The sequence below is a fragment of the Tolypothrix sp. PCC 7712 genome (assembly GCF_025860405.1).
In the GTDB taxonomy this organism is placed as follows: domain Bacteria; phylum Cyanobacteriota; class Cyanobacteriia; order Cyanobacteriales; family Nostocaceae; genus Aulosira; species Aulosira diplosiphon.
Window position 1 is genome coordinate 7,830,458 of sequence record NZ_CP063785.1, and the last position, 25,403, is coordinate 7,855,860.

At 41.2% G+C, this 25,403-nt stretch carries 24 protein-coding genes; 7 read left to right on the forward strand and 17 right to left on the reverse strand.

Features of this window, described 5'->3' with window-relative positions:
• Positions 1-120 precede the first annotated feature (120 nt).
• The 7 genes from nblB to HGR01_RS31820 all read right to left on the reverse strand — a co-directional run bounded on the left by nblB (position 121) and on the right by HGR01_RS31820 (position 9,203).
• Positions 121-783 carry a phycobilisome degradation protein NblB gene (nblB, locus tag HGR01_RS31790; RefSeq protein WP_045868267.1) on the reverse strand — a complete coding sequence of 221 codons (663 nt, stop codon included), beginning with the start codon at positions 781-783 and terminating at the stop codon, positions 121-123.
• 129 nt (positions 784-912) lie between these two features.
• Positions 913-1,377 (reverse strand): CBS domain-containing protein, encoded by a 465-nt coding sequence (locus HGR01_RS31795; RefSeq protein WP_045868266.1) that lies wholly within the window; start codon positions 1,375-1,377, stop codon positions 913-915.
• Positions 1,378-1,595: 218 nt separating this feature from the next.
• Positions 1,596-2,027 carry an 8-oxo-dGTP diphosphatase MutT gene (gene mutT, locus HGR01_RS31800; protein WP_045868265.1) on the reverse strand — a complete coding sequence of 144 codons (432 nt, stop codon included), beginning with the start codon at positions 2,025-2,027 and terminating at the stop codon, positions 1,596-1,598.
• Positions 2,028-2,351: 324 nt separating this feature from the next.
• Entirely contained in the window at positions 2,352-2,696 is a 345-nt protein-coding gene (locus tag HGR01_RS31805; protein ID WP_045868264.1) for a DUF760 domain-containing protein, read from the reverse strand.
• Between the two features lie 336 nt (positions 2,697-3,032).
• Positions 3,033-3,989 (reverse strand): RNA polymerase sigma factor, RpoD/SigA family, encoded by a 957-nt coding sequence (locus HGR01_RS31810; RefSeq protein WP_045868892.1) that lies wholly within the window; start codon positions 3,987-3,989, stop codon positions 3,033-3,035.
• Positions 3,990-4,697: 708 nt separating this feature from the next.
• Positions 4,698-7,958: a carbamoyl-phosphate synthase large subunit gene (gene carB / locus HGR01_RS31815; protein ID WP_045868263.1), complete on the reverse strand. Its 3,261-nt coding sequence runs from the start codon at positions 7,956-7,958 to the stop codon at positions 4,698-4,700.
• Positions 7,959-8,648: 690 nt separating this feature from the next.
• The gene (locus tag HGR01_RS31820; protein WP_045868262.1) at positions 8,649-9,203 is read right to left on the reverse strand and encodes a Dps family protein; all 555 of its coding nucleotides are present in this window, start codon (positions 9,201-9,203) and stop codon (positions 8,649-8,651) included.
• Positions 9,204-9,719: 516 nt separating this feature from the next.
• On the opposite strand from HGR01_RS31820, the gene HGR01_RS31825 reads away from it, so the two are divergent.
• The 6 genes from HGR01_RS31825 (at position 9,720) to HGR01_RS31850 (ending at position 14,021) form a co-directional block, all read left to right on the forward strand.
• On the forward strand, positions 9,720-9,971 hold the full coding sequence (locus HGR01_RS31825) for an Asr1405/Asl0597 family protein (RefSeq protein WP_045868261.1): 252 nt from the start codon (positions 9,720-9,722) through the stop codon (positions 9,969-9,971).
• A gap of 48 nt (positions 9,972-10,019) precedes the next feature.
• Positions 10,020-10,670 (forward strand): (2Fe-2S) ferredoxin domain-containing protein, encoded by a 651-nt coding sequence (locus HGR01_RS31830; protein WP_045868260.1) that lies wholly within the window; start codon positions 10,020-10,022, stop codon positions 10,668-10,670.
• A gap of 269 nt (positions 10,671-10,939) precedes the next feature.
• Complete coding sequence (locus HGR01_RS31835) at positions 10,940-11,590, forward strand: pentapeptide repeat-containing protein (RefSeq protein ID WP_045868259.1); 651 nt, start codon at positions 10,940-10,942, stop codon at positions 11,588-11,590.
• A gap of 89 nt (positions 11,591-11,679) precedes the next feature.
• A complete protein-coding gene (locus HGR01_RS31840; protein WP_045868258.1) occupies positions 11,680-12,294 on the forward strand; it encodes a hypothetical protein in 615 nt (204 codons plus the stop codon).
• Between the two features lie 151 nt (positions 12,295-12,445).
• Positions 12,446-13,528 (forward strand): hypothetical protein, encoded by a 1,083-nt coding sequence (locus tag HGR01_RS31845; RefSeq protein ID WP_045868257.1) that lies wholly within the window; start codon positions 12,446-12,448, stop codon positions 13,526-13,528.
• A 160-nt stretch (positions 13,529-13,688) separates the two neighbouring features.
• Positions 13,689-14,021, forward strand: a complete 333-nt coding sequence (locus tag HGR01_RS31850) for a hypothetical protein (protein ID WP_155538988.1) — start codon at positions 13,689-13,691, stop codon at positions 14,019-14,021.
• A gap of 20 nt (positions 14,022-14,041) precedes the next feature.
• Here HGR01_RS31850 and phnE read toward each other — a convergent pair whose 3' ends face one another.
• The 3 genes from phnE to HGR01_RS31865 all read right to left on the reverse strand — a co-directional run bounded on the left by phnE (position 14,042) and on the right by HGR01_RS31865 (position 16,691).
• A complete protein-coding gene (gene phnE, locus HGR01_RS31855; protein WP_045868255.1) occupies positions 14,042-14,836 on the reverse strand; it encodes a phosphonate ABC transporter, permease protein PhnE in 795 nt (264 codons plus the stop codon).
• A 3-nt stretch (positions 14,837-14,839) separates the two neighbouring features.
• Complete coding sequence (locus HGR01_RS31860) at positions 14,840-15,571, reverse strand: phosphonate ABC transporter ATP-binding protein (protein ID WP_045868254.1); 732 nt, start codon at positions 15,569-15,571, stop codon at positions 14,840-14,842.
• A gap of 145 nt (positions 15,572-15,716) precedes the next feature.
• Positions 15,717-16,691, reverse strand: coding sequence for a phosphate/phosphite/phosphonate ABC transporter substrate-binding protein (locus HGR01_RS31865; protein ID WP_045868253.1), 975 nt, complete (start codon positions 16,689-16,691; stop codon positions 15,717-15,719).
• 482 nt (positions 16,692-17,173) lie between these two features.
• Here HGR01_RS31865 and HGR01_RS31870 point away from each other — a divergent pair, with 482 nt between their 5' ends.
• Positions 17,174-17,596, forward strand: coding sequence for a hypothetical protein (locus HGR01_RS31870; RefSeq protein WP_045868252.1), 423 nt, complete (start codon positions 17,174-17,176; stop codon positions 17,594-17,596).
• A 19-nt stretch (positions 17,597-17,615) separates the two neighbouring features.
• On the opposite strand, the gene urtE is transcribed toward HGR01_RS31870, so the two are convergent.
• The 7 genes from urtE to HGR01_RS31910 form a co-directional block, all read right to left on the reverse strand.
• Positions 17,616-18,314, reverse strand: a complete 699-nt coding sequence (gene urtE / locus HGR01_RS31875) for an urea ABC transporter ATP-binding subunit UrtE (protein WP_045868251.1) — start codon at positions 18,312-18,314, stop codon at positions 17,616-17,618.
• 160 nt (positions 18,315-18,474) lie between these two features.
• The gene (gene urtD / locus HGR01_RS31880; RefSeq protein ID WP_045868250.1) at positions 18,475-19,218 is read right to left on the reverse strand and encodes an urea ABC transporter ATP-binding protein UrtD; all 744 of its coding nucleotides are present in this window, start codon (positions 19,216-19,218) and stop codon (positions 18,475-18,477) included.
• On the reverse strand, positions 19,193-20,314 hold the full coding sequence (gene urtC / locus HGR01_RS31885; protein WP_045868249.1) for an urea ABC transporter permease subunit UrtC: 1,122 nt from the start codon (positions 20,312-20,314) through the stop codon (positions 19,193-19,195). The genes urtD and urtC overlap by 26 nt, the downstream gene beginning before the upstream one ends.
• Positions 20,315-20,354: 40 nt before the next feature.
• Positions 20,355-21,515 carry an ABC transporter permease subunit gene (locus HGR01_RS31890; protein ID WP_045868248.1) on the reverse strand — a complete coding sequence of 387 codons (1,161 nt, stop codon included), beginning with the start codon at positions 21,513-21,515 and terminating at the stop codon, positions 20,355-20,357.
• 181 nt (positions 21,516-21,696) lie between these two features.
• Positions 21,697-23,013 carry an urea ABC transporter substrate-binding protein gene (gene urtA, locus HGR01_RS31895; protein ID WP_045868247.1) on the reverse strand — a complete coding sequence of 439 codons (1,317 nt, stop codon included), beginning with the start codon at positions 23,011-23,013 and terminating at the stop codon, positions 21,697-21,699.
• Between the two features lie 515 nt (positions 23,014-23,528).
• Positions 23,529-24,710: a Rid family detoxifying hydrolase gene (locus HGR01_RS41865; RefSeq protein WP_045868246.1), complete on the reverse strand. Its 1,182-nt coding sequence runs from the start codon at positions 24,708-24,710 to the stop codon at positions 23,529-23,531.
• A 110-nt stretch (positions 24,711-24,820) separates the two neighbouring features.
• A complete protein-coding gene (locus tag HGR01_RS31910; RefSeq protein ID WP_045868245.1) occupies positions 24,821-25,252 on the reverse strand; it encodes an NUDIX domain-containing protein in 432 nt (143 codons plus the stop codon).
• Positions 25,253-25,403: the final 151 nt, after the last annotated feature.

The window sequence follows — 25,403 nt, forward strand, 5'->3', positions numbered from 1 at the left end:
AGAAGTTACTACGAATTTTTTTATGAGGCTATTAATGGCAATGTGACTACACAATAAGGGCACAAAAATTTTGTACCCTTAAAGATTGTTATTTTACCCTTCAGACAAGTTTATGTAAAATTAAACTGCCTGCAAAGATTTTTTCGCTTCATTGGCGATCGCTTCTACTTCATCATTAGCCATAGTCTCTAATACAGCTTTCGCATCTGCGCCACCCAAGTGACTCATAGCTTGCACAACTCTGTAGCGGACTTGCCAATCGGGATTTTTGGCATAAGGCGCTAAAAGTGGGACAGCATCTGTATTTCCCAATTCGCCAAAGGAACTAATCGCAGCAGTTTGAATTAACTCATTGTCAGATGTGAGCGCTTGCTGGAGCAATTCAAAGCCTCGCGGATCGCCTAACTCTCCCAAAGTAGCGATGATACTAAATTTGACTAGCCATTCAGGACTTGCATCGTAAAGCTGTTGTAAATCATCAAAAGCTGATGTGAGTTTCAGCGCACCCAAACAATCTGCGGCGGCTGCTTGCACATCCGGTTCTGGGTCTTTCAGTAGTTCGCGTAATATATTCAATGATAATTCTGCATCTTGTGTACCAAATGTATCCAGTTGACTCACTGCTGAGTAACGGACACGAGCATTGCTGTCACTAACCGCCGTTTGAATTAATTCAAAAGCGATCGCAGGTTCTAAATCGCGGATTTGATTCACACCTCGCAAGCGATCGCCCAAATTTTCGGAACCGAGCAATTGCTGCACCGACTCAGGAGTAACACTCATTATATTTATCCTAAAGTTTCAAAAAGGGTCAAACGTCGCCAAGACGCAATTAATCGCGTCTGCACTCAAAAGTCAAATGACTAATTACTTTTGACTTTTGATATTGGACTGTTGACATTTAACTATTGACTAATCTTGCTCGGCAGCCATAGCGCGGATAATATCACCACGGGTAAGGATACCAATGACTTGACCTGCGCTATCTAAAACTGGTAAACGATGCACACTGCGATCGTGCATAATTCTGGCTGCTTCTTGTAAAGCTTTATCAGGAGAAATAGTGATCGGATTCTTACTCATCACTTCCCCAACAGTTTGTCCCAGTGCTTTATGCAAGTCACGCTCATAATCGGCAGGATTTTGTAAATAGATGACACTATCGAGAAACATGATGTAAGCCGGAGGAGTCACACCTGTTTCTTGCCACATCAAATCTGTTTCTGAGATAATGCCCACCAATTTACCAACATCATCCACTACAGGTAATCCGCTGATGCGTCGTTCTGCAAGAATTTGTATGGCTTCTTTCAGTGGAGTTTCAGATCGGACAACCACCGGATCATGGCTCATCACGTCGGCAACGGTTTTAGGCATTTGTCTGCTAACACCTTTTATCAAAGTCTCTGGGTTTATTTTAAAAAATTGCGGGTCGTAACCTGATGCAGTTCATACATCGTTACTTGTAATGGGAATGGGGCATTGGGCATTGGGCATTGGACATTGGGCATTGGTAATGGATCATGGGTAATTGGTAAATTATTTCCCCCTCATCTTCCTCATCTCCCTCATCTCCCTCATCTCCCTCATCTCCCTCATCCCCAGTCCCCAGTCCCCAATCGCGCCTTCAACGCTGCGATAATTTGCACATTTGCTTTGGGAAAGGCAAACTGTTCTAAATCTGCTAAATTTACCCAACGGATTTCATCACATTCTATGGCTTGAGGTACACCTGCTAGATGGCGACATTGATGCACAGTTAGGGTAACGCGCAACTCTGTATAGGTGTGATCGATAGTAATGAGATGTTCTCCTACTGCTATTTCTATTCCCAGTTCTTCGTAAATTTCGCGTTTAATGCACTCTTCAACAGTTTCGCCAGGCTCAATTTTGCCGCCAGGAAATTCCCACAAACCACCCATTGCTCCTCCCGCACGGCGACGATCAATTAATATTTGTTCTTGGTCATTCCAAATTACAGCGACACCAATAATTTTATGGGGGAGGAGAGAAATAGTTTCACTCATGGTTGATGGGTACAGAATAAACTAGCAAAAAAAGGCAGAATTTAAAATTAATAAGCAAACATATAACTCGGCAAGCTTTTCTAAATGTTTGCCGAGTTTATATTGTATTATGCATTCACAAATTTTTAAATTTATTTGCCTCGATTTGCCTAGCTATTCTGATTGTCTAAATTTCAGATTGTATGTATGCTACCCCTAATCATAGCTATTATTTCAATCTATAGATAAGGGGTGAATTATCAGCATACTATCTAGATTTCGCAGAGTAATGTTTTTTGCTGATTTTGGCTTGTAGGAGGTCTATAGATGAACCCAACAACATTGTTATTCAATTTCGTTGTTGTTTGTTTCAGTACCTTGAAGAACCATTTCAAAATTCATTCTTTGTTCAGCATTACGCAAGAAATAACCACTAATCATTGCAGAGGCGAGAAGCCGTCCTAAACTTTCGCGGCTAGTAGTGATGCTAACGTCAAAGTGTTCCGAAGGTAGGTTACCCAAAAGACCAATAATATTGCGTTCCATTACTTGCAGAACTTCCGGAGAACTGGGTTTTGATAACTGAGAAACTGCCTCTGGACTCAAGGATTTAACATATTGCCAGAGTACATCGGTAGTTTCTGATTCACTGTCAAAAAATTCTGAAACTCGATTAGATGGGTTACTCACGTTGCATCTCCTTGATTAATACTACTAGCTACGGTTTTTATAAAGTTTAAAAATAAGTGCTTATCTCGTATTGACCTCAGCTAGTACTTTGCTGTTCCTGTCAATTAATGTAACAAGTGCAATTTGATTAGTGAGTGGGTGTAACCGTACCAAACCCGGCGTGTTTTCTCACCTCATATTGATGAGACTGCTAATACCCTAAGCCAGAGGCTTGCACTACCTTGATTTCTAATCAATTGTCTTTCGTCCTTTGTAAATAGCTCATAACAAAGCACAAAGCCTGAGCGCCTGTTTGAGGTGCTCAGAACTCTGTCAGAAAGGACAAAAGACAAATGACTAGCTGGCCAAATATTCATCCATGTTGGCTTTAGACTTACGTAGTTTAGTGAGTGCTTCCCGCTCAATTTGCCGTACTCGTTCACGACTGATGTTGAGGATTTCACCAATTCTGGCTAAAGTTAGAGCTTGACCATCCATTAAGCCAAAGCGCAGGGTGATTACTTCCTTTTGCTGGGGAGTCAGATCCCCCATCAGGCGCTCTAAATCATTAGACAATGAAGATTGCATCACAAAGTCTTCTGGAGAAGCGCCAGGATCTTCCAACATTTCTCCCAGTTCAGTGTCGTAATTATCTCCCAACCGCAAATCCAGGGATAGAGGTAGACGGGCCTTTTCCAGGTACTCTCGTACCTGTTTAGGTGTCAATTCCAATTCTTTAGCTAATTCAGATGCAGAAGGAGCGCGTCCCAGCCTTTGGGATAATTGCCTCTGTGCTTTTTTAATCTTATTCAGTTTCTCTGTAATGTGGATTGGCAACCGAATAGTACGAGCTTTTTCGGCGATCGCTCTGGTGATAGCTTGACGTATCCACCAATAGGCATAGGTAGAAAATCTATAACCTTTTGTGGGGTCAAACTTTTCTACACCCCGTTGCATCCCGATGCTGCCTTCTTGGATTAAATCTAGGAGATCGACATTGCGCTTAATATATTTTTTGGCAACAGATACAACCAATCGCAAGTTAGCTTCTACCATCTTGCGCTTGGCATATTCGCCGTCGGCGATCACTTCGTTCAACTCTGCCAATTCTAGATTTGTAGCTTTGGCCCACTCTTCTAAAGTTGGTTGACGACCTAACTGGGTGACAAGCTCATCCCTTATTTCATACAAAGCAGTTGAACGCTGCACCTGTTTGCCATAAAAAATCTCTTCCTCGTGGGTTAAGAGTGGCACACGGCCAATCTCACGCAGGTAAGTCCGCACGAGGTCCGTGGCTGTCTGAGCGGTCTTCATGGCGCTACTCATTGGTAATGTTGGATTTGACGGTATGGTCATTTAGTGATAAATGCTTTGCCAGGCTGCTAACCAGTTTGAATGGGAACCCAGACTATGGTTGGCAATTTCACTGTCCGAAAAATTCGGCTGCTCATATTAATCTATTCAGGTTCTTAACTGCTCTAGACGTTACAGTTATTTACCCAGTTTCACAAGTATCTAGAGTTAGATAAAAGGTATTGAGTAGAACATTTTTTGGTTTTTCTCATGATTAATAATTGTAACATTTATGATAAAAATCTCATACCCTTGAGTTCGGAATTTTAAAGGCTGTTCCCATAGCTCTAACGCTGTCATATAGATGAATCTCGCTTATTAGCTGACTTCATAAATGTCTCTGTAGGAAGAAATTTGTTTCTCATAATTCTTAAAATAAATCAATGATAAGTATAAATAATGTTCTATAACAATTAATTAACTTTTGCTTTTGTTGGGATTGGGGATTGGGGAACTCGGGGCCCCCTCTGGGGATAAGGGGTAATGGTGACTGGGGACTGGTGACTGGGAAAGGAGCAGGGACAGATTAGGGGTATGAGGAAGAAAAACAAATGCTGACTTCTCATTACCCATGCCCAATGCCCCATGCCCCATGCCCGTTCTTTTAACTTTTACCGCTTTCTCAGATTTGGTAAAAGTACCTTTTGCAAGAGATGATGATCAACATTCCTATTGCAGCAGGCAGTATTCTTGGATGACTTTTACGTCTAAAGTGGTAGTTTGCAGAGAATGTATGGCTGCAACAGTGGCTTTGGCTCCTGCAATGGTGGTGATGATGGGGATTTTGTAAGCCAAGGCTGTGCGGCGAATTAACCGCGCATCAGTATGGGCTTCTTCTCCCGATGGGGTGTTGATAATTAGTTGGATTTTTTGGTTTTTGATAGCATCCAGGACGTGAGGACGACCTTCATGGAGTTTCAGGACTAACTCAACAGGTAGCCCATGTTCCTGAAGAACTTTACGCGTGCCAAATGTTGCCATCACTGTAAAGCCCAAATCAATAAATTCTTTGACGACGTTTACTGCTGGAGCTTTATCGCGATCGCTCATGGATACAAATACTGTGCCCGACAATGGTAGACGCTCACCCGCAGCGATTTCAGCTTTGGCAAAGGCGCGGCCAAAATCTGTGTCAATTCCCATAACTTCACCAGTGGAGCGCATTTCAGGGCCCAAAATCGTATCAGTACCGGGGAATTTATTGAATGGCAATACTGCTTCTTTAACCGCAATATGGGAGGGGATGACTTCCTGAGTGAAGTTTAGCTCCTCTAAGGTTTTGCCTGACATGATTAAGGATGCGAGTTTTGCCAATTGCACACCGGTTGCTTTAGAAACAAAGGGCACAGTCCGAGAGGCGCGGGGGTTGGCTTCTAGAATGTAAATTTGCGGTGAATAGCTACTAGCACCCACAACAGCAAACTGAATATTCATTAGCCCAACTACCGAAAGCGCCTGTGCTAACTGCACTGTCCAGGTGCGAATTTGATTTAGCACTGCTGGCGGTAGGGAAATGGAAGGTAAAGAGCAAGCTGAATCACCAGAGTGAATCCCCGCTTGTTCGATGTGTTCCATAATACCACCAATTACCACTCGTCCCGTGTGGTCTGCGATCGCATCTACATCAACTTCGATGGCATTTTCCAAAAATTTATCAATCAAAATTGGGTGATCGGGTTCTACCTGTACCGCAAAGGTCATGTAACGTTCTAGTTCTGCATCGGAGTAGACGATTTCCATTGCCCTTCCCCCCAGCACATAGCTAGGACGTACCACCACTGGATAACCAATGCGTTTGGCGACAATCAGCGCGTCTTCGTAACTCCGAGCAATTCCATTGGGGGGTTGAGCAATATTCAACTGATTGAGGATCTTTTCAAACCGTTCCCGGTTTTCTGCCATATCGATAGAATCTGGCGATGTACCCCAAATTTTTGTAGTGAGTCCTGATTCGGGATTGCTGAGTATTTGTTGCAGAGGTACTGCTAGCTTCAATGGTGTTTGTCCACCGAATTGCACAATGATGCCTACAGGATTCTCAGCTTCAATGATATTGAGGACATCTTCTTTAGTTAATGGCTCAAAGTACAGGCGATCGCTGGTGTCATAATCTGTAGAAACTGTCTCTGGGTTAGAGTTGACCATAATTGTCTCGTAGCCTGCACCTTTCAAAGCATAGGCTGCATGACAACAGCAGTAATCAAACTCAATTCCTTGCCCAATCCGGTTGGGGCCACCACCCAAAATCATCACTTTGGGTTTGTCGGTGGGTAAAACTTCGGTTTCTTCTTCGTAGGTGGAGTAGTAGTAAGGAGTAAAGGCTTCAAACTCAGCAGCACAGGTGTCTACAGTTTTGTAAACTGGAACGACTCCTAACTGTTTGCGGTATGCGCGTACCTCATCTTCGTGAGTTTTGGTAGCAAAAGCAATTTGGCGATCGCTATATCCCTCACGCTTCACTTCATACATCTGCTCTTTTGTCAACTCTTTTAAAGGAGTGCGTTTGAGGAATTTCTCGACTTCTAACAGTTGTTGCAATTTATCGAGGAACCAAGGGTCAATACCTGTCAGTTCGTAGATTTCTTCATTAGTTAGCCCCAATTGCATTGCATGACGCACGGCGAAAATGCGCTCTGGGTTAGGTGTCCGTAACTGGGCGCGGATTTGTTCGCCGCTAGGTAATTTCTCGGCTTTGTCGCAACCCCAACCTGCACGTCCAGTTTCTAAGGAACGCAGAGCTTTTTGGAAGGATTCGTTAAATGTCCGGGCAATTGACATTGCTTCGCCCACAGATTTCATCTGGGTTGTCAACACTGGTTCTGAGCCAGGGAACTTCTCAAAGGCAAAGCGGGGAACTTTGGTGACTACATAGTCAATTGTGGGTTCAAAGGATGCGGGAGTTTTCTTAGTAATGTCGTTTTTAATTTCATCCAAGGTATAGCCAACAGCTAACTTCGCCGCCATCTTGGCGATCGGGAAACCAGTAGCTTTGGAAGCCAAGGCAGAACTACGAGACACACGGGGGTTCATTTCAATCACCACCACATCCCCACTTACCGGATTCACAGCAAATTGGATATTAGAACCGCCAGTTTCTACCCCAATTTCGCGGATGATTTTAATTGCCATATCCCGCAGCCGTTGATATTCCTTATCGGTGAGGGTTTGAGCTGGTGCAACGGTAATTGAGTCTCCGGTGTGGATACCCATCGGGTCGAGGTTTTCAATGGAGCAGATAATCACCACGTTATCTGCCAAGTCCCGCATCACTTCTAATTCGTACTCCTTCCAACCAAGTAGGGACTGATCGATGAGAATTTGTGACACAGGGCTAGCATCAATACCCACCTGTGCCATTTCCTCAAATTCTTCCTGGTTGTAAGCAATACCGCCGCCCGTACCACCCATAGTGAAAGCAGGACGAATAATTAGAGGATAAGTACCAATGCGGCGAGCGATCGCTTTTGCTTCTTCTAAAGATGAGGCGGTACCACTGGGGCAAACCTGCACCCCAATCTTATCCATTGCATCGTTGAACAGTTTTCTGTCTTCAGCTTTTTCAATAGCTGGGAGTTTCGCACCAATTAACTCAACGCCATACTCTTCTAAAACACCATTTTTCGCCAAAGCCACGGCGAGATTCAGAGCAGTTTGTCCTCCCATAGTTGGCAATAAAGCATCTGGACGTTCTTTGGCAATGACTTTTGCGACCATTTCCGGTGTCAGCGGCTCAATATAAGTACGCTCGGCTGTTTCTGGATCGGTCATGATTGTCGCTGGGTTAGAGTTCACCAACACCACTTCATAACCTTCTTCTCGCAAAGCTTTACAGGCTTGAGTGCCAGAGTAGTCGAACTCACAGGCTTGTCCAATCACAATTGGGCCAGAGCCTAACAGCAGTATCTTCCGGAGGTCTTGACGGCGGGGCATAGTCTTAAGGGATGGAGTAAGAGAATACAAATCCTGATTATTTTAAGATTCTTTCTCCCTGGTCACGCTGTTTGTTAGCAAGTTTTCTAAAGTTTGATGACAGGAGGGGATTGGGGGACTGGGGATTGGGTACTGGGTACTGGGGACTAGGGACTGGGGACTAGGGACTAGGGACTGGGGACTGGGGATTGGGTACTGGGGACTAGGGACTGGGGACTAGGGACTAGGGACTGGGGACTGGGGATTGGGTACTGGGGACTAGGGACTGGGGACTAGGGACTAGGGACTGGGGACTAGGGATTGCTCTTACTTGGTTAATCTCCGGTTTTTTGTATGTTGAAATTATTGGGAATTATCATTAGTAAATATTGCAAATAATTGGTAATATTTTTTATTAGTAGCGGTAGTTGATATGACAATAATGTTAAATTTAAAGTAATCCAGAGAATGCATCTATCTAAAGATAGATTTTATTAAATAACAGTAATTTTTAATTAGCTGATATTAGAAAAGTATTGTTAATTATCATCATAGTTTATATAGTTATTCATTGATATAACAAGATTAAAAATTGCAGAGATATAGAAATACTAATCTCTGCAATTTTTTATATTTTTTTAAGACTCACTACTGACTAATTATTATTCAGTATTAACTGACTTAAACAGACTTATCGAAATTTATCAGGTTCTAGTTCTGAGCAGGTTGAACAAAACCTAAGGTTAAGCTGTCTTTTGCTAGGAAGTGAGCCAAGTGATAAGCGCGTTCTTCAGTTTTCAAAAGAATTTTTTCGTAGAGGTAACGGGTACCACGGTCTCCCAAACTCTCTGCCTGAGCAGCTTGGCGGCGAATCAAGCCAATAATTGCTTGCTCTGCTGCTAAGTCATTTTCTACCATTTGGCGCGCAGAAAATACCCCTTCTGGCTCTTGTGTAAAACAGGTTAATTCTGCCAACTTGCTAAAGGTAGCTACTGGTACACCACCTAGTCCATCCAAGCGCTCTCCAATTTCATGGATATGTTCTTGTATTTCTTTATAACTATCATTAAAAAACTCATGTAGAGAGTAAAATTCTGCACCCTCAACCACAAAATGATGTTTTTGGTATTGCAAGGAAAGAGCTTGAAAACTTGCTAAGACAACGTTAAATCCTTCAGTAACTGGTGCAGTTACGCTGTGATCTAATAAAACTGGATTGTCATAAACATGACCAAAGTTTCTTAACACAGTAGTGGTATCAGACATTGTTCTCCTCGCTTTTAATCAGTTAAGGTTTTGAACTTCTGAAGTTTCTACATATTAACACTCTAAAAATTAAAAGCAATTCCAATTTATTTCATAGACTTTTAATTTTTTCATTACTAAAATTATGCAATTTCATTCTTATACTGAAGGGTTGCTCTGCTGAATCAGGGTCACAGAGACGCGATTAATCGCGTCTGTACAAGAGTCAAGGCTCAAAATAATTTATCCCCTCATCCCCTTTATCCCCAGTCCCTAATCCCCAGTCCCTAATCCCCAATCCCCAGTCCCCAGTCCCCATTACCCCTTATCCCCAAAGGGGGCCCCGAGTTCCCCAATCCCCAACCCCCATTAATAAAAGAACATTGCAAATATTAGAGATTTTTATCTAAAATAAATGAGAATTGTTTGCATCTAAGCTATGCTTATTTATAAAGCTGGACTCCTAGAGAAGGGAAACCTCAAGGAGCAAAACCAGCATAATTACTGCAAAATAGTTGCATTTTGAAGGTACATCTCTTGAAATCGTTTAGCTCAGAAGTAGAAACCAGACACACTTTAGAAGTGAATTGGGCGGATCGTTGGCAAGTTTATCAACGCTTACAGCAATTAGAGATTCCCTGTTGGTGTGAGTCTAACCAGCCATTGCAAGTTGAAATTACTAATCCTTTAGCAATAATTCAACTTTGGAGTGTCATGCGCCAGTTCAGTGTTTCCCGTCAAGACATAATTTCGAGTTTGGAGAAAAGCTGGCTACGTTTCAATCGTTGAAGCTATCTCGCTAACAAGGTTGTCTTATAAATAACAGGTAAAACCAACATGAGTGGATCGCACGCTACCGAAGTATCAGATTTTTGCCTTGAAGGAAGATTTCTGGAATTTGTGATTAAGGATGGCTATAAGCTCAAAGGCTTGCTCATCGGGACTGCTGAAGGTGAATCTTATGTGAAACTTGCTAAACATTTAAAATATGCTTTTGATTTGCGCTTACCGCCAGGTACTTGGCTGCAAATTGTCGGGACAAAAAAGCATGAAGTAAAAAGCGGCAAAATCACGTTGAAAGCTGAACGTGTCATGGCAGCAATCCCCGAAGTCTCCCGAATTCATGACATTACGACATTAACAGCAGCGCCATCTATTAATAAAACTAAAGAGAAATCTCCGAAAAGCACTATTTTGGTTTGTCAAAAATCTGATTGCATGAAACGCGGTGGTAAAGGACTTTGCCAAGCGTTGGAAGCAGCATTAAGCGATCGCGGTTTGGAAGACCAAGTTACGATTAAAGGTACTGGCTGTATGAAAAACTGCAAAGGTGGGCCTAACTTAGTAATGCCAGATAAAACTCGTTACAGTCGCATTCAAGCCGCACAAGTTCCTGCACTCATGGATAAGCATTTTGCCAAAAATAGCGAAAACCAGCAGCCAGAGCCTCAAAAAGAAATAGTGATATCTGTTGTCAGCAATAGTTAGTTAAATAGTGATAATTTCATGTGAAAATATAATTAAGAAATTTTTCGTGTTCCCTTTTCTTGATCGACTGTGAAGTTTTGCAATATTTTTGCAAAATCAGTGTCACATAAATCAGATGTTACAGCCTATGTAGTAAGTACTTTAGTGCATTGGGTGGCAGTTAAGTGACAATTACGTAGTTTGTGAGTTTTCTTGGTAAAGTTTTAAATGACAATAATCACTAATGCACACAGTTAATTCATGATGTGCATTTTTTAGTTGCAAATTCAATGCCAAGCTTTAACCGAGATGCGCCTCAATACCCTCTCAGACAAGAATGGATGAATAAGCGTTCTTGTATTGTAGTTTGTCTATGCTATCTAGCTGGAATAATAACTCTGCCAATCATCTTATTTTTATTTTGGAATCGGCCTGAAGCTCAAAAGCAACGTTTTTTGCAAAGAGAAACTAATCAATGTCAGCGATGTGACCTATCGAACAAAGACCTATCATTGAAACAGTTCAACAATGCAGATTTCTCTCAGGCAAATCTCCAAAACACAATTTTAGGAGCCACTAAACTCCGGAACGCTAATTTTTCTCATGCTAATCTTCAACAAGCTGTGCTACGGCAAGCCAATCTAGAAAATACTATTTTTGATGGTGCAAATTTGTCTCAAGCTGATTTTCACTGTGGTGCTGGCACTTGTACATATCTGGATGGTACAAGTTTTAGAAATGCGAATTTAACTGGTGCTAATTTTAGTTATGTTGGACGGACTCCAGTCGGTGATTTAGGATTGCCAAATGTTGATTTTACAGGATCTGACTTAAGTGAAGCTAACTTTGAGGGTGCTAACTTGAAAGGGTCTGTGATGGATCAAGCCAAGCTCTGTAATACAAAAATGCCTGATGGAAAAATCTCTAAACGAAATTGTTAACCTAGCCGTCATCAAATACATACACTAGGACTCATAAAAAACTAGCTGTTCTGCTTTGTGCTCCCGTTTTTAATCTGGTAGTTGCCATAATGACAGTTCCCGATCAAATACTGAAACAACTCGTAGATATAATTCATCATCCCCCTAGTATGTACGAACAACCCCCCTACAACCTAGATTGGGATACAAAAGACGCATATTTTGATAGAGTTATCACAGATTTTCAGGGAGCAGAAACCTTTGATTTGTTCCCCGATCACGCTCCTGGTAGCTGGTTGATCGAATATCCTTTTGGTGAAGGTTTCACTTCATTCTTTCACCTATTTATTTATCTTAAAGAAGGTGGATCACAACTGACAATTACAGATGAAAATAGAGTAGAGCAAATCATACACGGAATTGTCTTGGAAATTAACCGCGATGCACCGATCGCAGTTTATAGTGCAGGATACTCAAGGCAGGTGTATAAAAATGGTGTTTTTGTGACTGGCACAGTTGGCTTCGTAGATTTCGACTGGATGATGCTGGATCAACTACCTGCTGGTGAGTGGCAGGCTCAACTAGCGGAGGCAACAGATATTTTAGCCCAGCATGGAATATTTGTATTGAAGCGCAGTCATTTTGAGCGAGCATTGTTACTAAACCCAGTTCCTGAAGTTACGCCAGCAGAGTTGTTTGTTCTATGGTTCTATAAAGAACTTTGAACAGGAATAGGGAAAACTCAGCCTTCTTGATGTTTTTTTAGTAGCCTGCAATCTTCGTATTACAAAAAATTACATTTCTACAGGAATTTTGTTTGTACCATCTGTATTTCTAATATGTAGAACTAAATTCGGTGTTTAATCACCATTATTTATGCGTTTTTATGCTAAACGTCGCATTCAGATGGCTGTTCTTGTAGCAGCTTTTATTTTCTTCTTCATCAGTTGTGAACAAAAGCCAGATTCTCAACCTGTTACCGTAGAACCTCCACCAGCGATCGCCTCTATATCTTCTCACTTAACCCAAGTCACTAATCTCTCTCACAAAACCATTGTTCCGCCTTGTGTGATTTGGAAACAATTCCAGCAAGCGGTGACAGAGAAACGCATCTCTTTTACCTACCCACTTCCAGAATTGCCGAATGGTTATCGACAGGGCTGTTTACTAGCGGATCAGGGTATTGATACTTTGATACTTTATGTTTTCAAAGATGGGTGGGATATTCAAAAGTTGCAAATTAATCCCAAATTTTACCAGCAGCTATCAAGCAAGCATCAGATTTATCAGTTACTACCACCTCTGAAAGCTTTTAAGAGAATACCTCCTAGCCGCTACTTAAGAGCAGATTATCTGATGATGGGGTTCGATGAGCCGAAAAAACCTAATAATTTTAATCTTAACAAGCCTTCAAATTGGAGTGACTGGCAGCATCCTTATCTACCCAATCCCTATTCTGGCAAGGTTTATTACCGCAATATCTTTGTGGATAAATTAGAACGCCAGGACGGAGAAATCATGGCAAATTTGCTAGAATCCACAAGCGATCGCTGGCCCAAAAATGTCCCCACAAATTATAGTTCACCCCCACTAACGGCAGCATCTAGTTGTCAGATCAAAGAATGGACGCGTTCCGAGTATGAAGTGAATTTTACTCTGGTAGTGACTAATCATAGCGATCGCCCACAAAAGGCAATTGTCGCTGAACTAGAAATTCTGGATAAGGAGGGCAATGCGGCTCGTGATTACAATCCCTATCGACGATTTCAAGGATTGTATTACTCATTAGGTACACCACTATTAGTTGGGGAAACCAGATATATTGAGGATCTGCGAAAGTATGTCTCTACCTACTGGGACAAAATGACTCTGAAGCGTTGTCAATGGCTGAATGGATATCATGACTACTTGGAAATATACCCAGAAATGCGCTATGCACCTCCTGCTGGGCCTCCTTAAAGTTCTTGTTTGAAAACTTAGTCAGGTTTTGTAGAAGTGCGTAACTTTTTGAAACCCAAAGGAAAGCGGAGGTGAGAGTAAAGTCACGAAGAGTATTTTTCCAGCTAATTCACTACGAATTAATGAAATGCTGTAATTAATTAGTTATATGAAAAATTGTTTGAAGTTTTCAATTATCCCTGTGTTTCTCTTAAGTGAAGCCTACTATGTGCTGCACTTTATTGGGTTGACGAGCTGGTGTACAGGTACATCTTCTGGCTATTACAGTGCTTGTTATTACATTTGCCGTCAGGTGGGAGAGTGGTTGTTTAAGCTAGAAATGTTGCTCATAGCCCCATTAATTATGGCGATCTGGTTTTTAACTATACAAAAACAAGGCAAATTAATTGTGGGATTGCGATTTTTCGGGATAATGTACCTTTTATTTTTGCGGTTTGCGATCGCATCTATGATTGGCGAGCTAAAAATTGTACCTTGCAGATGGAGTGCCTAAAGGAATTATATTCAGCTAGACTACATCGAATCTAAACGACGGCGTAATTGACTGCTAAAAGCATCAATTACTGTTACTACTACCAGCAATACCAACATCATGGTTGTAGCTTTGTTGTATTCAAATCCGTCAATGTAACTCTTCAACTGAAAGCCAATTCCACCTGCACCCACGACACCTAAAACAGAAGCAGCACGGATATTGTATTCAAACATCCAGAAGGTATAACCTAATGCTAATGGCAGCACTTGGGGCAAAATTCCATATTGGGCAATTTGCAATTTGGATGCACCAATCACTTCTAAGGATTCTAAAGAACGAGAGTTAACGGCTTCAATTGCTTGTTGATAAAATTTAGCGAGGTAGCCGATGGTGTAAATTCCTAAGGCTAATGTCCCGGCTGGTGCGCCTAATCCTGTGGCGGCGACAAAAATTAAACCGAGAATAATAGACGGGACGGAACGCACAGTATTTTGGAGTAAATTCGCTAACCATTGCAACCATTGGGGCGCAACGTTGCTGGCGCTAGCGATCGCAATCGGTAAAGAAATAATTGCACCGATGGTAGTTCCCCAAAGTGACATCTGTACAGTTTCAATCAATGCTTTAACTGCGATATCTAAAACTGTCCAATCTGGGGGGAATAACCTGGAGATAAAATCAGTGATATATGGCCAGCTAGTACTCAGGACTGCATAATCGACTTTTAGCCCTTGTAACGCCCAAATATAAACGACAACAGCTATTAAGGGGATAATCAGCCAACTCACCCAAGAATAGCGCCGGAAAATAGAGGAATTCAACAAGTCATTCATGATTTATGCTGAAACTTGGGAAAATTTTGCTTGTAAGTTATCGCAAGGGCCGTCATAAACAATGCACCCTGCATCGACAACGATCGCACGTTGGGCATATTCGGCAGCGATGCCCAAATCATGCAACACTGTAACAATCGTCATTCCTTGGGCGTGCAAGTCTGAAAAAGTCTGCATTACCTGCTGACAAGCTAAGACATCTAAGCCGGTAATCGGTTCATCGGCTAATAATATTTGTGGTGATTGGATTAAAGCCCGGGCGATCGCTACTCTTTGCTGTTGTCCACCACTGAGTTGACTGGTTTTTTGGTTGGCTAATTCTCTTAAGCCCAACTGATCTAATAACTCTAATGCCAAAAGGCGATCGCGTTGGGGAAATCCCCATAAAGTTTGCCAAGTTGTGCGATTACCTAGCCGTCCACATAGAACATTTTCTAGGGCTGATAATTGCTTAATCAATCCGCCGCCTTGAAATAACATCCCGACATCCCGGCGGATTGCGCCTAGTGTGCGCTTACTCAGCGTCACACCATTGATTTGGATTTCTCCCTTTACTAGGGGAACCAACCCAACAAGCGATCGCAATAAGGTAGACTTACCAGCACCATTGAGTCCCAGCAATACTACAAATTCACCCCGTTGAATTTGACAATTAATCCCATTTAAGATAGGGCGATTAAGAGATGCCGCATAAGCTGTCTCTAAATTGTGGCACTCAATGATATGGTCGTTCATCCCTAGTTCAATTCCACTAAACAGTTAATTGATAGTTTTCACCTAGCAATTGATAGCCGTTCCCATATTGGTGAAGTACAAAAGGAGAAAAAGCAAAAACCTTTACCCTTTCACCTTTCCCCTTCATCGCTGACTGACAGCTGAATTAAGGTGCAATCCCAACACGTGCTAGCGCATCCCGAACGGGTGCTAGGTGACGATTGTGATCGACTCTCACCAACTCTGTAGAGTTATATAAATTGCGTAGTAACGCATTATTTTGTGATTGATTTAACTTGAGGAGGGCGTTAATAATTTTTTCGCGTTCTGGTGCGGGAACGTCGTCATCAATAGCGATACCGTGGGCTGGTACACCAGAAATACGATACAGTACGCGTAACTTGCTCTTTTCTTCTGGGGTGATATACGGGCTATTGAGAGCATATTCTGATACTGTGGCTACATCAGCTTGACCGCGTACCACTGCTTGTAAAGCTTTGCTGTAATTACCACCGTAGCTAACTTGACCAAAGAATCCATCCAAGCGATCGCTACTTTGAACAAATCCTTGTTTGACCAATTCACCTACAGGGAAAATAAACCCAGAACCCGAAGTAGGCGAAGTAAACGCCATTCTTTTACCACGGAGTTGTTCTAGAGTAGCTTTGGCGTTATTTCTGCTTTTTAAAGGGCTATTGCTGGGGACAACAAATACTGAGCTATAAGTGTGTCTTCCCGAATAGTTATCACGGACTTCAGCTAAGTACAAACGAGAATTTGCTAATTGTTCAGCCTTCAATGCTGGACGGCTACTCAGGAAAGCCACATCAGCCCGATTTGCTCTCAAAGCTTCTACCGCAGCCGTATCATCGCTTACCTGTGCTTTAACTGGGATACCTAATTCTTTCGATAAAAATGCTCCCACAGCATTGGCTTTGTTTTGCAAATCTGTAGAATCAGATCTGCTAGGAAAAACTACTGTCAAAGTTTTTAATTTTTGGGCAAGCAAACTTGGTGTTTGTTGCTTAAGAGCAAAATTAGCGCTCGTTGCTTGCATTTCCCCAAACGTGCTAAATGCTAGCCCTGCAAGTGATACCAATGCAGAACCAGCAACCAACAAGCCCTTCTTGCTCACTCTCATTGATCACTCTCCATTAGGAAGTATTCTCAGTATTTTTGCAAATAACTTGCAACTACTCCAAGAGTAGAATCTAGGGCTTTTAGGAATAAAAGTCAATACTACGATGTATAGCGTTTAATCAATGAAATCCATAGAGCAAATCTGCAAGTTCAGGAAATCTGGTGTATTTACTTTGCTATTTTCAATAAGAATATGTAGAAAGAAAAATAATGGTAAGTCAAAAATTACACTTCTACAAATAGCTAAACATTAACAGCAGGACTTACGCAAGCAACATTTGTCATTGCGACCGGAACGTAGTGTAGGGAAGCAATCCCATAATTTTATGCGATTACTTCCCTACGCTCGTAATGACGTAATTCCGTGACTTTTGGGTAAGTCCTAAACAGTAAATTTCTGCTCAAATTAACTCAATGTATAGTTACAGAGTTATTAGCATGATTCATACTGTTTATAATATTTTGTTTTATTAGTAACAATTAATGTCAGCAACATCTCATTGGATATACGGTATTTTCCCAGCCTTGTTCATGGTAGGTATGATTCTGACATTTCGTCATGACTGGAGTCGCCTTGCTGAACTCTATCGCACCTATGAAGAACCACCACCAAATTTCTGGCTGATGCAAAGCGGTGCTGTAGGTTTGATATATTACAAAGCAACTTTAAATGTAGGTGTCAGTCGTCAAGGACTTTACTTGAGTATTTTTCCTTTGTTTAGCTTTGGGTTACCGCCATTACTAATTCCCTGGAATGCAGTTAGAAAAATAGAAGTAGCGAACCAACTGTTTGAGAAAAGGTTGCGTTTGTATCTCAGTTCGCCAGAAATCAAGCTGATTCTGAGAGAAGATGTTTTGGAATCAGCTAAGGAATATTTAGCAGCACAGGGGTTTGAATGGGTTTAGATAAATTCAGCCACACTGACTAAACAGCCAAAAATCGTTGAATTACATCTTGGCTAAGTTCATTGGTGGAACCAGAAGCCACAATCCCGCCTTTTTGCATAGCGTAATAGTAATCAGCCTGGCGGACAAAGTGTAAGTGTTGTTCTACCAATAAAACAGAAATTCCTGTAGTTTCAACAATGCGACGCACTGCGGCTTCAATTTCTAGGATAATTGAGGGTTGAATACCTTCGGTGGGTTCATCTAAGACGAGTAATCGAGGCTGTCCCATTAAAGCACGTGCGATCGCAAGTTGTTGTTGCTGTCCTCCACTTAAATCACCACCCATGCGCGACAGCATGGTTTTTAAAACTGGAAATAAGCCAAAAATTTCTTCTGGAATTTCAGCTTTTTTTACTGGGTTCTTTCTAGCTTCTAACCCCAACAGCAAGTTTTCTTTAACTGTTAATCGGGGAATAATTTCTCTTCCTTGGGGAACATAACCAATTCCCATTTTTGCCCTTTGGTCGGGTGATTTAGAATTGATTAAATTTCCTTCTAAATTAATTGTGCCACTGCGGGGTTTAAGTAAACCCATAATGGTTTTAAGTAGAGTTGTTTTACCAACACCATTGCGTCCAATTAGGCATATCATTTGCCCAGATGGTACATTCAAATCTACGTTGCGAAGAATATGGCTTTCACCGTAGTAAACGTTAAGGTTAGAGATGTTTAGCATATTGTAGAGACAGGATTATCGGTTGAAGAGACGCGATGAATCGCGTCTGTACAAGATTCAAAATTTATTTATCTTTCTCAATCACCCATTACTCATTACTCATTACTCATTACTCATTACTCATTACTCATTACCCAGTCCCCAGTCCCCAGTCCCCAACTTACTCTTGATGACCTAAATAAACTTCAATTACCTTTGGATCATTCTGCACTTCTTCAAAATTACCTTCACATAATACTGAACCTTCATGTAATACTGTGACTCTGCGGGCAATTTGGCGTACAAATTCCATATCATGTTCAATGACTAAAATTGAATGATTTTGCGCGAGTGTTAACAGTAGTTCGCCAATATTATATGTTTCTTCATCTGTTAAACCTGCAACTGGTTCATCAACTAGCAGTAAGTCAGGAGACTGGGCTACTAACATTCCAATTTCTAAACGTTGCTTTTCTCCGTGAGATAACAAAGCTGCGGGGATGTCTGCTTTGACAGTTAAGCCAATTGTTTCTAATAACCCTTTGATACTATTTTTTTCCGAACTATCAGCACGCCCAAATAAGGTAGAAAAAACATTTTTATTGCGGTTGCTGGTAATTTCTAAATTTTCGCGTGGTGTTAAATTGAGATATACTCTCGGCGTTTGGAATTTACGCCCAATTCCTCGCCTAGCAATTTGATGTTCCGGTATAGAACGGAGATTTTTACCTTTAAATAAAACCCGTCCAATAGTTGGTTGTACTTTACCTGTAATTACATCTAAAAATGTAGTTTTACCAGCACCATTGGGGCCAATTACTACTCGCAATTCCCCTACATCCATACTAAAATTTAACTGATTGAGTGCTTTAAAGCCATCAAAACTTACAGTTACGTTTTCAGTTTCCAAAATTTTGGCGTTCATGTTGCACTTCCGGGTCTTCTTCTAAGCTGGGATATGTGGAAATTTCTTGAGGAGGTTTGATAAAAGGAATCTTGTGTTGACGCAACCATCCGACTAAGCCATCAGGAAGCACTGTTACTACTATTAAAAATAGTGCGCCTTGGAAAAATAGCCAGATTTCGGCAAATTGTTCGCTTAAAAAAGCACGGGCATAATTAACTAATAAAGTTCCCACAATCGCCCCAATTAAAGTAGCCCTTCCGCCTACAGCTACCCAAATTACCATTTCAATGGAAAATGCAATATCCATTGCTCTAGGTGAAACAGAACCACTTTGGAGGGTGTAAAATGCTCCTGCAATCCCTGCGATCGCGCCGGAAACTGCAAACACTAATGTTTTATATTCTGTAGGATCATAGCCAGAAAATCTCACCCGGCTTTCATCGTCGCGAATGGCGATTAATAATTTCCCAAAACGTCCACTTGTTAACCAGCGACAAACACCGTAGGTAGCAACGAGAAAGATGACTGTGAGAGTGTAGAAAATAAATTTGGTTTTTGGGTCGCTGACTGTGGCACCAAACAAAGTTGTAAAATCTATCAGCCCGTTGGTACCGTTAAAAAATTGTTGTTGACCGTTAAAGAAGTTAAAAAAGACAATAATTGCGGCTTGGGTCAAAATCGAAAAATAAACGCCCTTAATCCGATTGCGAAATACTAAATATCCCAACACACCCGCCAGCACACCGGGAATTAATACCACCGACACGGCTGCTATGGGAAAAGAATAAAAAGGCTTCCAAAACCAGGGAAGTTCAGTTACACCATACAATCCCATGAAATCCGGTAACTCACCAGATGGGACTTGCAACTTCAGGTACATAGCGATCGCATATCCACCCAAGCCAAAGAAAATCCCATGTCCCAAACTGAGTAAGCCAGTATAACCCCAAATCAAATCAATAGCTAAAGCCACAATCGCCAGGGACAAAAATCGCCCCAACAAATTCAAGCGAAACTCAGATAACACCACTGGCATAATTAAAATCAGGATAAGTGCGATCGCCACTACTACCCCAACTTCAATTAATATTAACTTTCCTGCCTTTCTTTTCATTTCTTACTTTGCATCCTTAGCGGTTTCTTTCCCAAAAATCCTAAGCATCAACAGTACGCCCTTTTTGCGGAAAAATCCCCGCAGGTTTCCACTGCAAAAACAGAATAATCAGGACAAATACCATCACCTTCGCCATACTTGTAGTAGCAAAAAAGGTGAAGAAATCTACCAAAGGCTTTACAGGAGTTAATAACAAAGCCAGAGTTCCAGAACCAATTAAAAAGTTAGCTGTCCCAATTCCCAAAGCAGCGACAATAGTACCTGCTAAGTTACCCACACCACCAACAACCACAACCATAAAGGTGTCGATGATGTAATTTTGTCCGGTATTTGGCCCTACAGAACCGAGTAAACTAATTGCACAACCAGCCACACCCGCTAAACCAGAACCTAACGCAAAAGTGATAGCATCAACTGTTTGAGTTGGGATACCTAAACAAGCACTCATACTGCGGTTTTGGGTAACCGACCTAATTCTTAATCCCCACTTAGAACGCTGTAAGAAGAGGTAAATTCCCGCTACACAGATGATTGTTAAACCAATAATAAATAACCTAGCAAAAGGTAATTGTACACCAGCAACAGATATCCCAGATTGCAACCATCTTGGTGCTGTGACATCCACATTTTGCGCCCCAAACCAAGGCTGAGTTACTGCTAGTTTGTAAGTTTGACTTAATAAATTACCTGTAGTGATTGTAATTGCTAGAGATAGCAATAAAATTACCGCTACAACCCAGTTACGCACTCTCTCTAAATTATTGCGGGAATTTAAAAACCACAAACCCCCAAAAAATAATAGAGAAAATAAAACTAAGCAAATGATTAATACCCAATTTACACTGCGGACAAACTGCTGAAATATTAAACTCACTCCCCAAGTTGCCAAGAGAGTTTCTAGCGGTCGTCCATAAAGATAGCGAATTACGCCTTTTTCTAGAATTAAGCCGATAAAAGCTGTGAAAATAAAAGCGATAACTAAAGCCAGAAATATATAAATCTCAAACCAAAACCCGCCCAATTGTTTACAGCCATTTTGCACAACGAATGTGGTATAAGCACCAAACATCATCAATTCGCCATGCGCCATATTAATTACGCCCATCAAGCCAAATATAATGGCTAATCCCAATGCCGCAATTAACAATACAGAACCAATACTAATTCCATTAAATACCGCATCTAAAAAACCTGTTAACACTTTTTTAACCTAATGATGAGGATTTGGTGTTTGGTATTTGAAAGAGTAAACAGGGAACAGGGAATAAAGCATAATTGAAATTTTGATGTTCCCTAATTATTGAAAGTAGGGTAACTAAGACCTAAGCTATTCATAATTGGTAATTACCAATTACCGATTACCAATTACCCATTAGCTAGCCTTAGGCTTTTTTGTACTTACCACCCTTAGCTGGATCTGACCAATCACAAGCATATCCCTTAGTTTCTTTCACAAATTGATTCCAAGGAACTGGCTCAACAGGCGCAGGTGTAGCATAAACAATATTAAACAAACCATCGTCTCTCACTTCACCAATTCGCACAATTTTAGATATGTGATGATTGGCGTTGACTGTGACTTTACCTTCTGGCGCATCGATAGTTTGTCCATAAGCCGCAGCACGCACTTTCACTAAGTCAGGAGTACCTGCTTTTTCTACTGCTTGTTTCCACAGATAAACAGCAATATATGCAGCTTCCATCGGGTCATTTGTTACCCTTTCTGCGCCATATTCTTTCTTGAAAGCTTCCACAAATTTCTTATTTGCAGGTGTGTCTACTGTTTGGAAGTAATTCCAAGCTGCATAGTGACCTTTGAGATATTCCACACCAATAGCTTTAACTTCTTCTTCGGCAATACTTACCGACATCGAAGGATATTTATCTGGTGTTAAGCCTGCACCTTTTAATTGTTTAAAAAAAGCCACATTACTATCACCATTTAAGGTGTTGTAAATCACGCCTCCATTAGGCAAAGCTTGCTTAATTTTGGTGATAATTGGTGTTACTTCGGTATTACCTAATGGTAAATAATCTTCTCCAACTGTTTTGCCACCTAGTGCTTCTAATTGCGCTTTAATAATGGTGTTAGCAGTGCGAGGGAAAACATAGTCTGAACCGACTAAAAAGAATTGTTTACCCTTATTTTTTAACAGCCAATCAACAGAAGGTTCAATTTGTTGATTAGGTGCTGCGCCTGTGTAAAAGATGTTTTTAGAACACTCTTGACCTTCATACTGCACAGGATACCACAGCATATGGTCTTTACTTTCAAAAACTGGCTTGACATTCTTGCGGCTAGCAGAAGTCCAACAGCCAAAAACTACCGCTACCTTATCTTGATCGATCAGCTTAGTAGCTTTTTCTCTAAAGGTATCCCAGTTAGAAGCACCATCTTCTACTACAGCTTCAATTTGCTTTCCTAAAACACCACCATTAGCATTAATTTCCTTAATTGCTAATTTTTCAGCATCAACAACGCTTTTTTCACTAATAGCCATTGTGCCACTGAGAGAATGCAAAATACCTACTTTGATTGTGTTACCACTAGTAGCCGCAGCCGGCGCAGCAGTAGGAGATGTAGCTGGACTATTGGTAGCAGTTGGAGTTTCAGTTGTACAAGCCTTGAGAAAAATTGTGCTACCGAGGGTTGCGGAACCGTATATTAAAAACCTGCGTCTGTTAAATCGTCTACTCATTATCTTTTGTACTGCTCCTCACAAAGATTTAGCTAACTTTTTAGGTAGCTGTAAATATCATTAAATTGTGATATTAGTGCGATATTTAACTTGTAAAAAGTTACGAATTATACAAAATCTTGATTTTGGACAATAAAAATAGAATTACCAGCGATTAAAGTTAATAAAAATTCATGACTTTTTGTACAATTTCGTAGTAACTAAAAGTCACTTATGCAGGTAAAAAACTTAAATCGTGTTGAATATTTTACAAAGTATGTTTTGCGACATTGAAGATGTATATTTCTTCGCAAAAACATACGTAACTTACCATAAAATACTGGTTGAATTAGATATATTAATTACCGTTAATTTATATGGTACGTTATCGGGAAGTATAACGTACTAATATCAACACTCCACTCACAAAAGAATGGAGTTTCGATGAGAAAGAGTGAGGTACAGATAATTCTAAGGACATAGCAATGCCATGCCCCTACCTGCCTACCTTATTTACCCGAAATAGGTTGTAAATCTCAAATTACGGCTATACAATCAATCTCTACCAACACATCTTTTGGTAACCGTGATACCTCCACACAAGCACGGGCTGGGGCTGTATCTTCGGGAAAATATTTCGCGTAAATCGCATTAACTGTCGCAAAATCATTCATATCTGCGAGAAAGACAGTGGTTTTAACCACATTTGCAAATGTTGCCCCTGCTGCGGTCAAAATAGCTTCTAAATTAGCCATTACCTGCTCAGTTTGCTTTTTCACATCATCAGTATAGACAACCTGACCGATGCGAGGATCGATCGCAATTTGTCCAGCTACAAACACCATTTGACCAGAAGCTGCGATCGCTTGATTATATGGCCCCACTGGTTCAGGTGCATTATCAGTACGAATAACTTGACGTGTCATAGATACTACTTTTTCCCAAGATGCTTTTTGCTTACCGACTTCCACCTCACAGGCGATCGGCTTGTAAACCTCTCCATCAGGCATTATCGCATCAGTTAGGTCAGCATCTTTAAAGCTAGCTCCGTAGACATGAGCAGAAGTCAAATCAGCCTTCTTGAGGCTTGCTCTACTGAGACTTGCTTTCATCAAATCAGCTTGTTGTAAATCTGCTCTCTCTAAATTTGTTCCTTGTAGACAAGCTTTTCTAAGATTTGTACCTCTTAGATTTGCCGCACCCAGATCAGCCTCAGCTAGATTTATGCCAGATAAATCCTTTTGAGTGAAATTAACACCCCGAATCTTGGCTCTTTCGAGATTAGCATTTTTGAGTATTGCGCTATTGAGGTTTGCTTGACTTAAATCAGCTCCACTCAAGTTAGCCCCAGTAAAATTAGTACCACCCAGGTTTGCTCTCACAAGATTTGCTTTTCTCAATGAGGCTTGAGTTAGATTAGCAGATTCTAAATTAGAATCACTAAGATTGGCATTATCCAAGCTGGCATTACTGAATTTAGACCTATTGATGCTTGCTCCACGCAAATCAGCACCTGTCAAGGATGCCCTAGTAAGGTTAGTGTCATAAAGCAATGCCTTGCTGAGATTGGCATCATTCAAATTCGCTCCTGTCAAATCTGCACTTTTTAGGTCTATCTCACTCAGGTTTGCACCTTTGAGGTCTACCCCTCTTAAATTTACTGAATGAAATTCCCGTTGACCGTCCGCATATCTCTTTAAAAGTTCTTCAGCATCCATAATGCGCCCTTAAATACCTCTGACACAGTATAATCTCGATACTTTTGCATCAAAGGTATTTATCTCTGTTCCTCTTCTTAGCGCCCTTTGCGCCTTTGCGGTTCGTTCCCCTAACCCAACCTCGGACGTAACCCATAATGCCGATATTGCAAGTAATCACGCAAAATGCGATCGTGGTCAAAACACAGATTACCAGGCACAAGCCACGACTCAAAAATGCCAATATTCTTAGCATCATCCCCAGCTTTGGGCTGTCCTTTCGCTGTCGCCAAAAATACAACGCTCATAGTATGCTGACGCGGATCGCGGTTGGGGTCAGAATAGACTAAAAATTGCTCCACCAACTCGATTTTTAAACCCGTTTCCTCTTCAGCTTCCCGCCTCGCTGCTGTTTCCACAGATTCACCATAATCTACAAAACCACCAGGAAGCGCCCAACCTAGAGGCGGATTATGTCTTTCAATTAATACTATAGGTAGATGAGGTTGATCGATTAATTCAATAATTACATCCACAGTCGGAGCGGGATTACGGTAATTCATAGGCAATATTAAGTATTAAGTAGTAATTATGAGCTTTTATAGGGATTTATTACATTCTGTACTTATCCCTCCATTGGTAGCTTCTAAACCAGTCCCTACCGTGATAGATTCGATGCGTAGGCGTAGCCCGTCGTAGACATCCCCTCCTCAA

Bases quoted from the DNA above. Each gene is read 5' to 3' on its own strand.
- nblB (WP_045868267.1), bottom strand. From the start codon at position 783: ATGAGTGTTACTCCTGAGTCGGTGCAGCAATTGCTCGGTTCCGAAAAT.
- HGR01_RS31795 (WP_045868266.1), bottom strand. From the start codon at position 1,377: ATGCCTAAAACCGTTGCCGACGTGATGAGCCATGATCCGGTGGTTGTC.
- mutT (WP_045868265.1), bottom strand. From the start codon at position 2,027: ATGAGTGAAACTATTTCTCTCCTCCCCCATAAAATTATTGGTGTCGCT.
- HGR01_RS31810 (WP_045868892.1), bottom strand. From the start codon at position 3,989: ATGAAGACCGCTCAGACAGCCACGGACCTCGTGCGGACTTACCTGCGT.
- carB (WP_045868263.1), bottom strand. From the start codon at position 7,958: ATGCCCCGCCGTCAAGACCTCCGGAAGATACTGCTGTTAGGCTCTGGC.
- HGR01_RS31820 (WP_045868262.1), bottom strand. From the start codon at position 9,203: ATGTCTGATACCACTACTGTGTTAAGAAACTTTGGTCATGTTTATGAC.
- HGR01_RS31830 (WP_045868260.1), top strand. From the start codon at position 10,020: ATGAGTGGATCGCACGCTACCGAAGTATCAGATTTTTGCCTTGAAGGA.
- HGR01_RS31835 (WP_045868259.1), top strand. From the start codon at position 10,940: ATGCCAAGCTTTAACCGAGATGCGCCTCAATACCCTCTCAGACAAGAA.
- HGR01_RS31840 (WP_045868258.1), top strand. From the start codon at position 11,680: ATGACAGTTCCCGATCAAATACTGAAACAACTCGTAGATATAATTCAT.
- HGR01_RS31845 (WP_045868257.1), top strand. From the start codon at position 12,446: ATGCGTTTTTATGCTAAACGTCGCATTCAGATGGCTGTTCTTGTAGCA.
- phnE (WP_045868255.1), bottom strand. From the start codon at position 14,836: ATGAATGACTTGTTGAATTCCTCTATTTTCCGGCGCTATTCTTGGGTG.
- HGR01_RS31860 (WP_045868254.1), bottom strand. From the start codon at position 15,571: ATGAACGACCATATCATTGAGTGCCACAATTTAGAGACAGCTTATGCG.
- HGR01_RS31865 (WP_045868253.1), bottom strand. From the start codon at position 16,691: ATGAGAGTGAGCAAGAAGGGCTTGTTGGTTGCTGGTTCTGCATTGGTA.
- HGR01_RS31870 (WP_045868252.1), top strand. From the start codon at position 17,174: ATGTCAGCAACATCTCATTGGATATACGGTATTTTCCCAGCCTTGTTC.
- urtE (WP_045868251.1), bottom strand. From the start codon at position 18,314: ATGCTAAACATCTCTAACCTTAACGTTTACTACGGTGAAAGCCATATT.
- urtD (WP_045868250.1), bottom strand. From the start codon at position 19,218: ATGAACGCCAAAATTTTGGAAACTGAAAACGTAACTGTAAGTTTTGAT.
- urtC (WP_045868249.1), bottom strand. From the start codon at position 20,314: ATGAAAAGAAAGGCAGGAAAGTTAATATTAATTGAAGTTGGGGTAGTA.
- urtA (WP_045868247.1), bottom strand. From the start codon at position 23,013: ATGAGTAGACGATTTAACAGACGCAGGTTTTTAATATACGGTTCCGCA.
- HGR01_RS41865 (WP_045868246.1), bottom strand. From the start codon at position 24,710: ATGGATGCTGAAGAACTTTTAAAGAGATATGCGGACGGTCAACGGGAA.
- HGR01_RS31910 (WP_045868245.1), bottom strand. From the start codon at position 25,252: ATGAATTACCGTAATCCCGCTCCGACTGTGGATGTAATTATTGAATTA.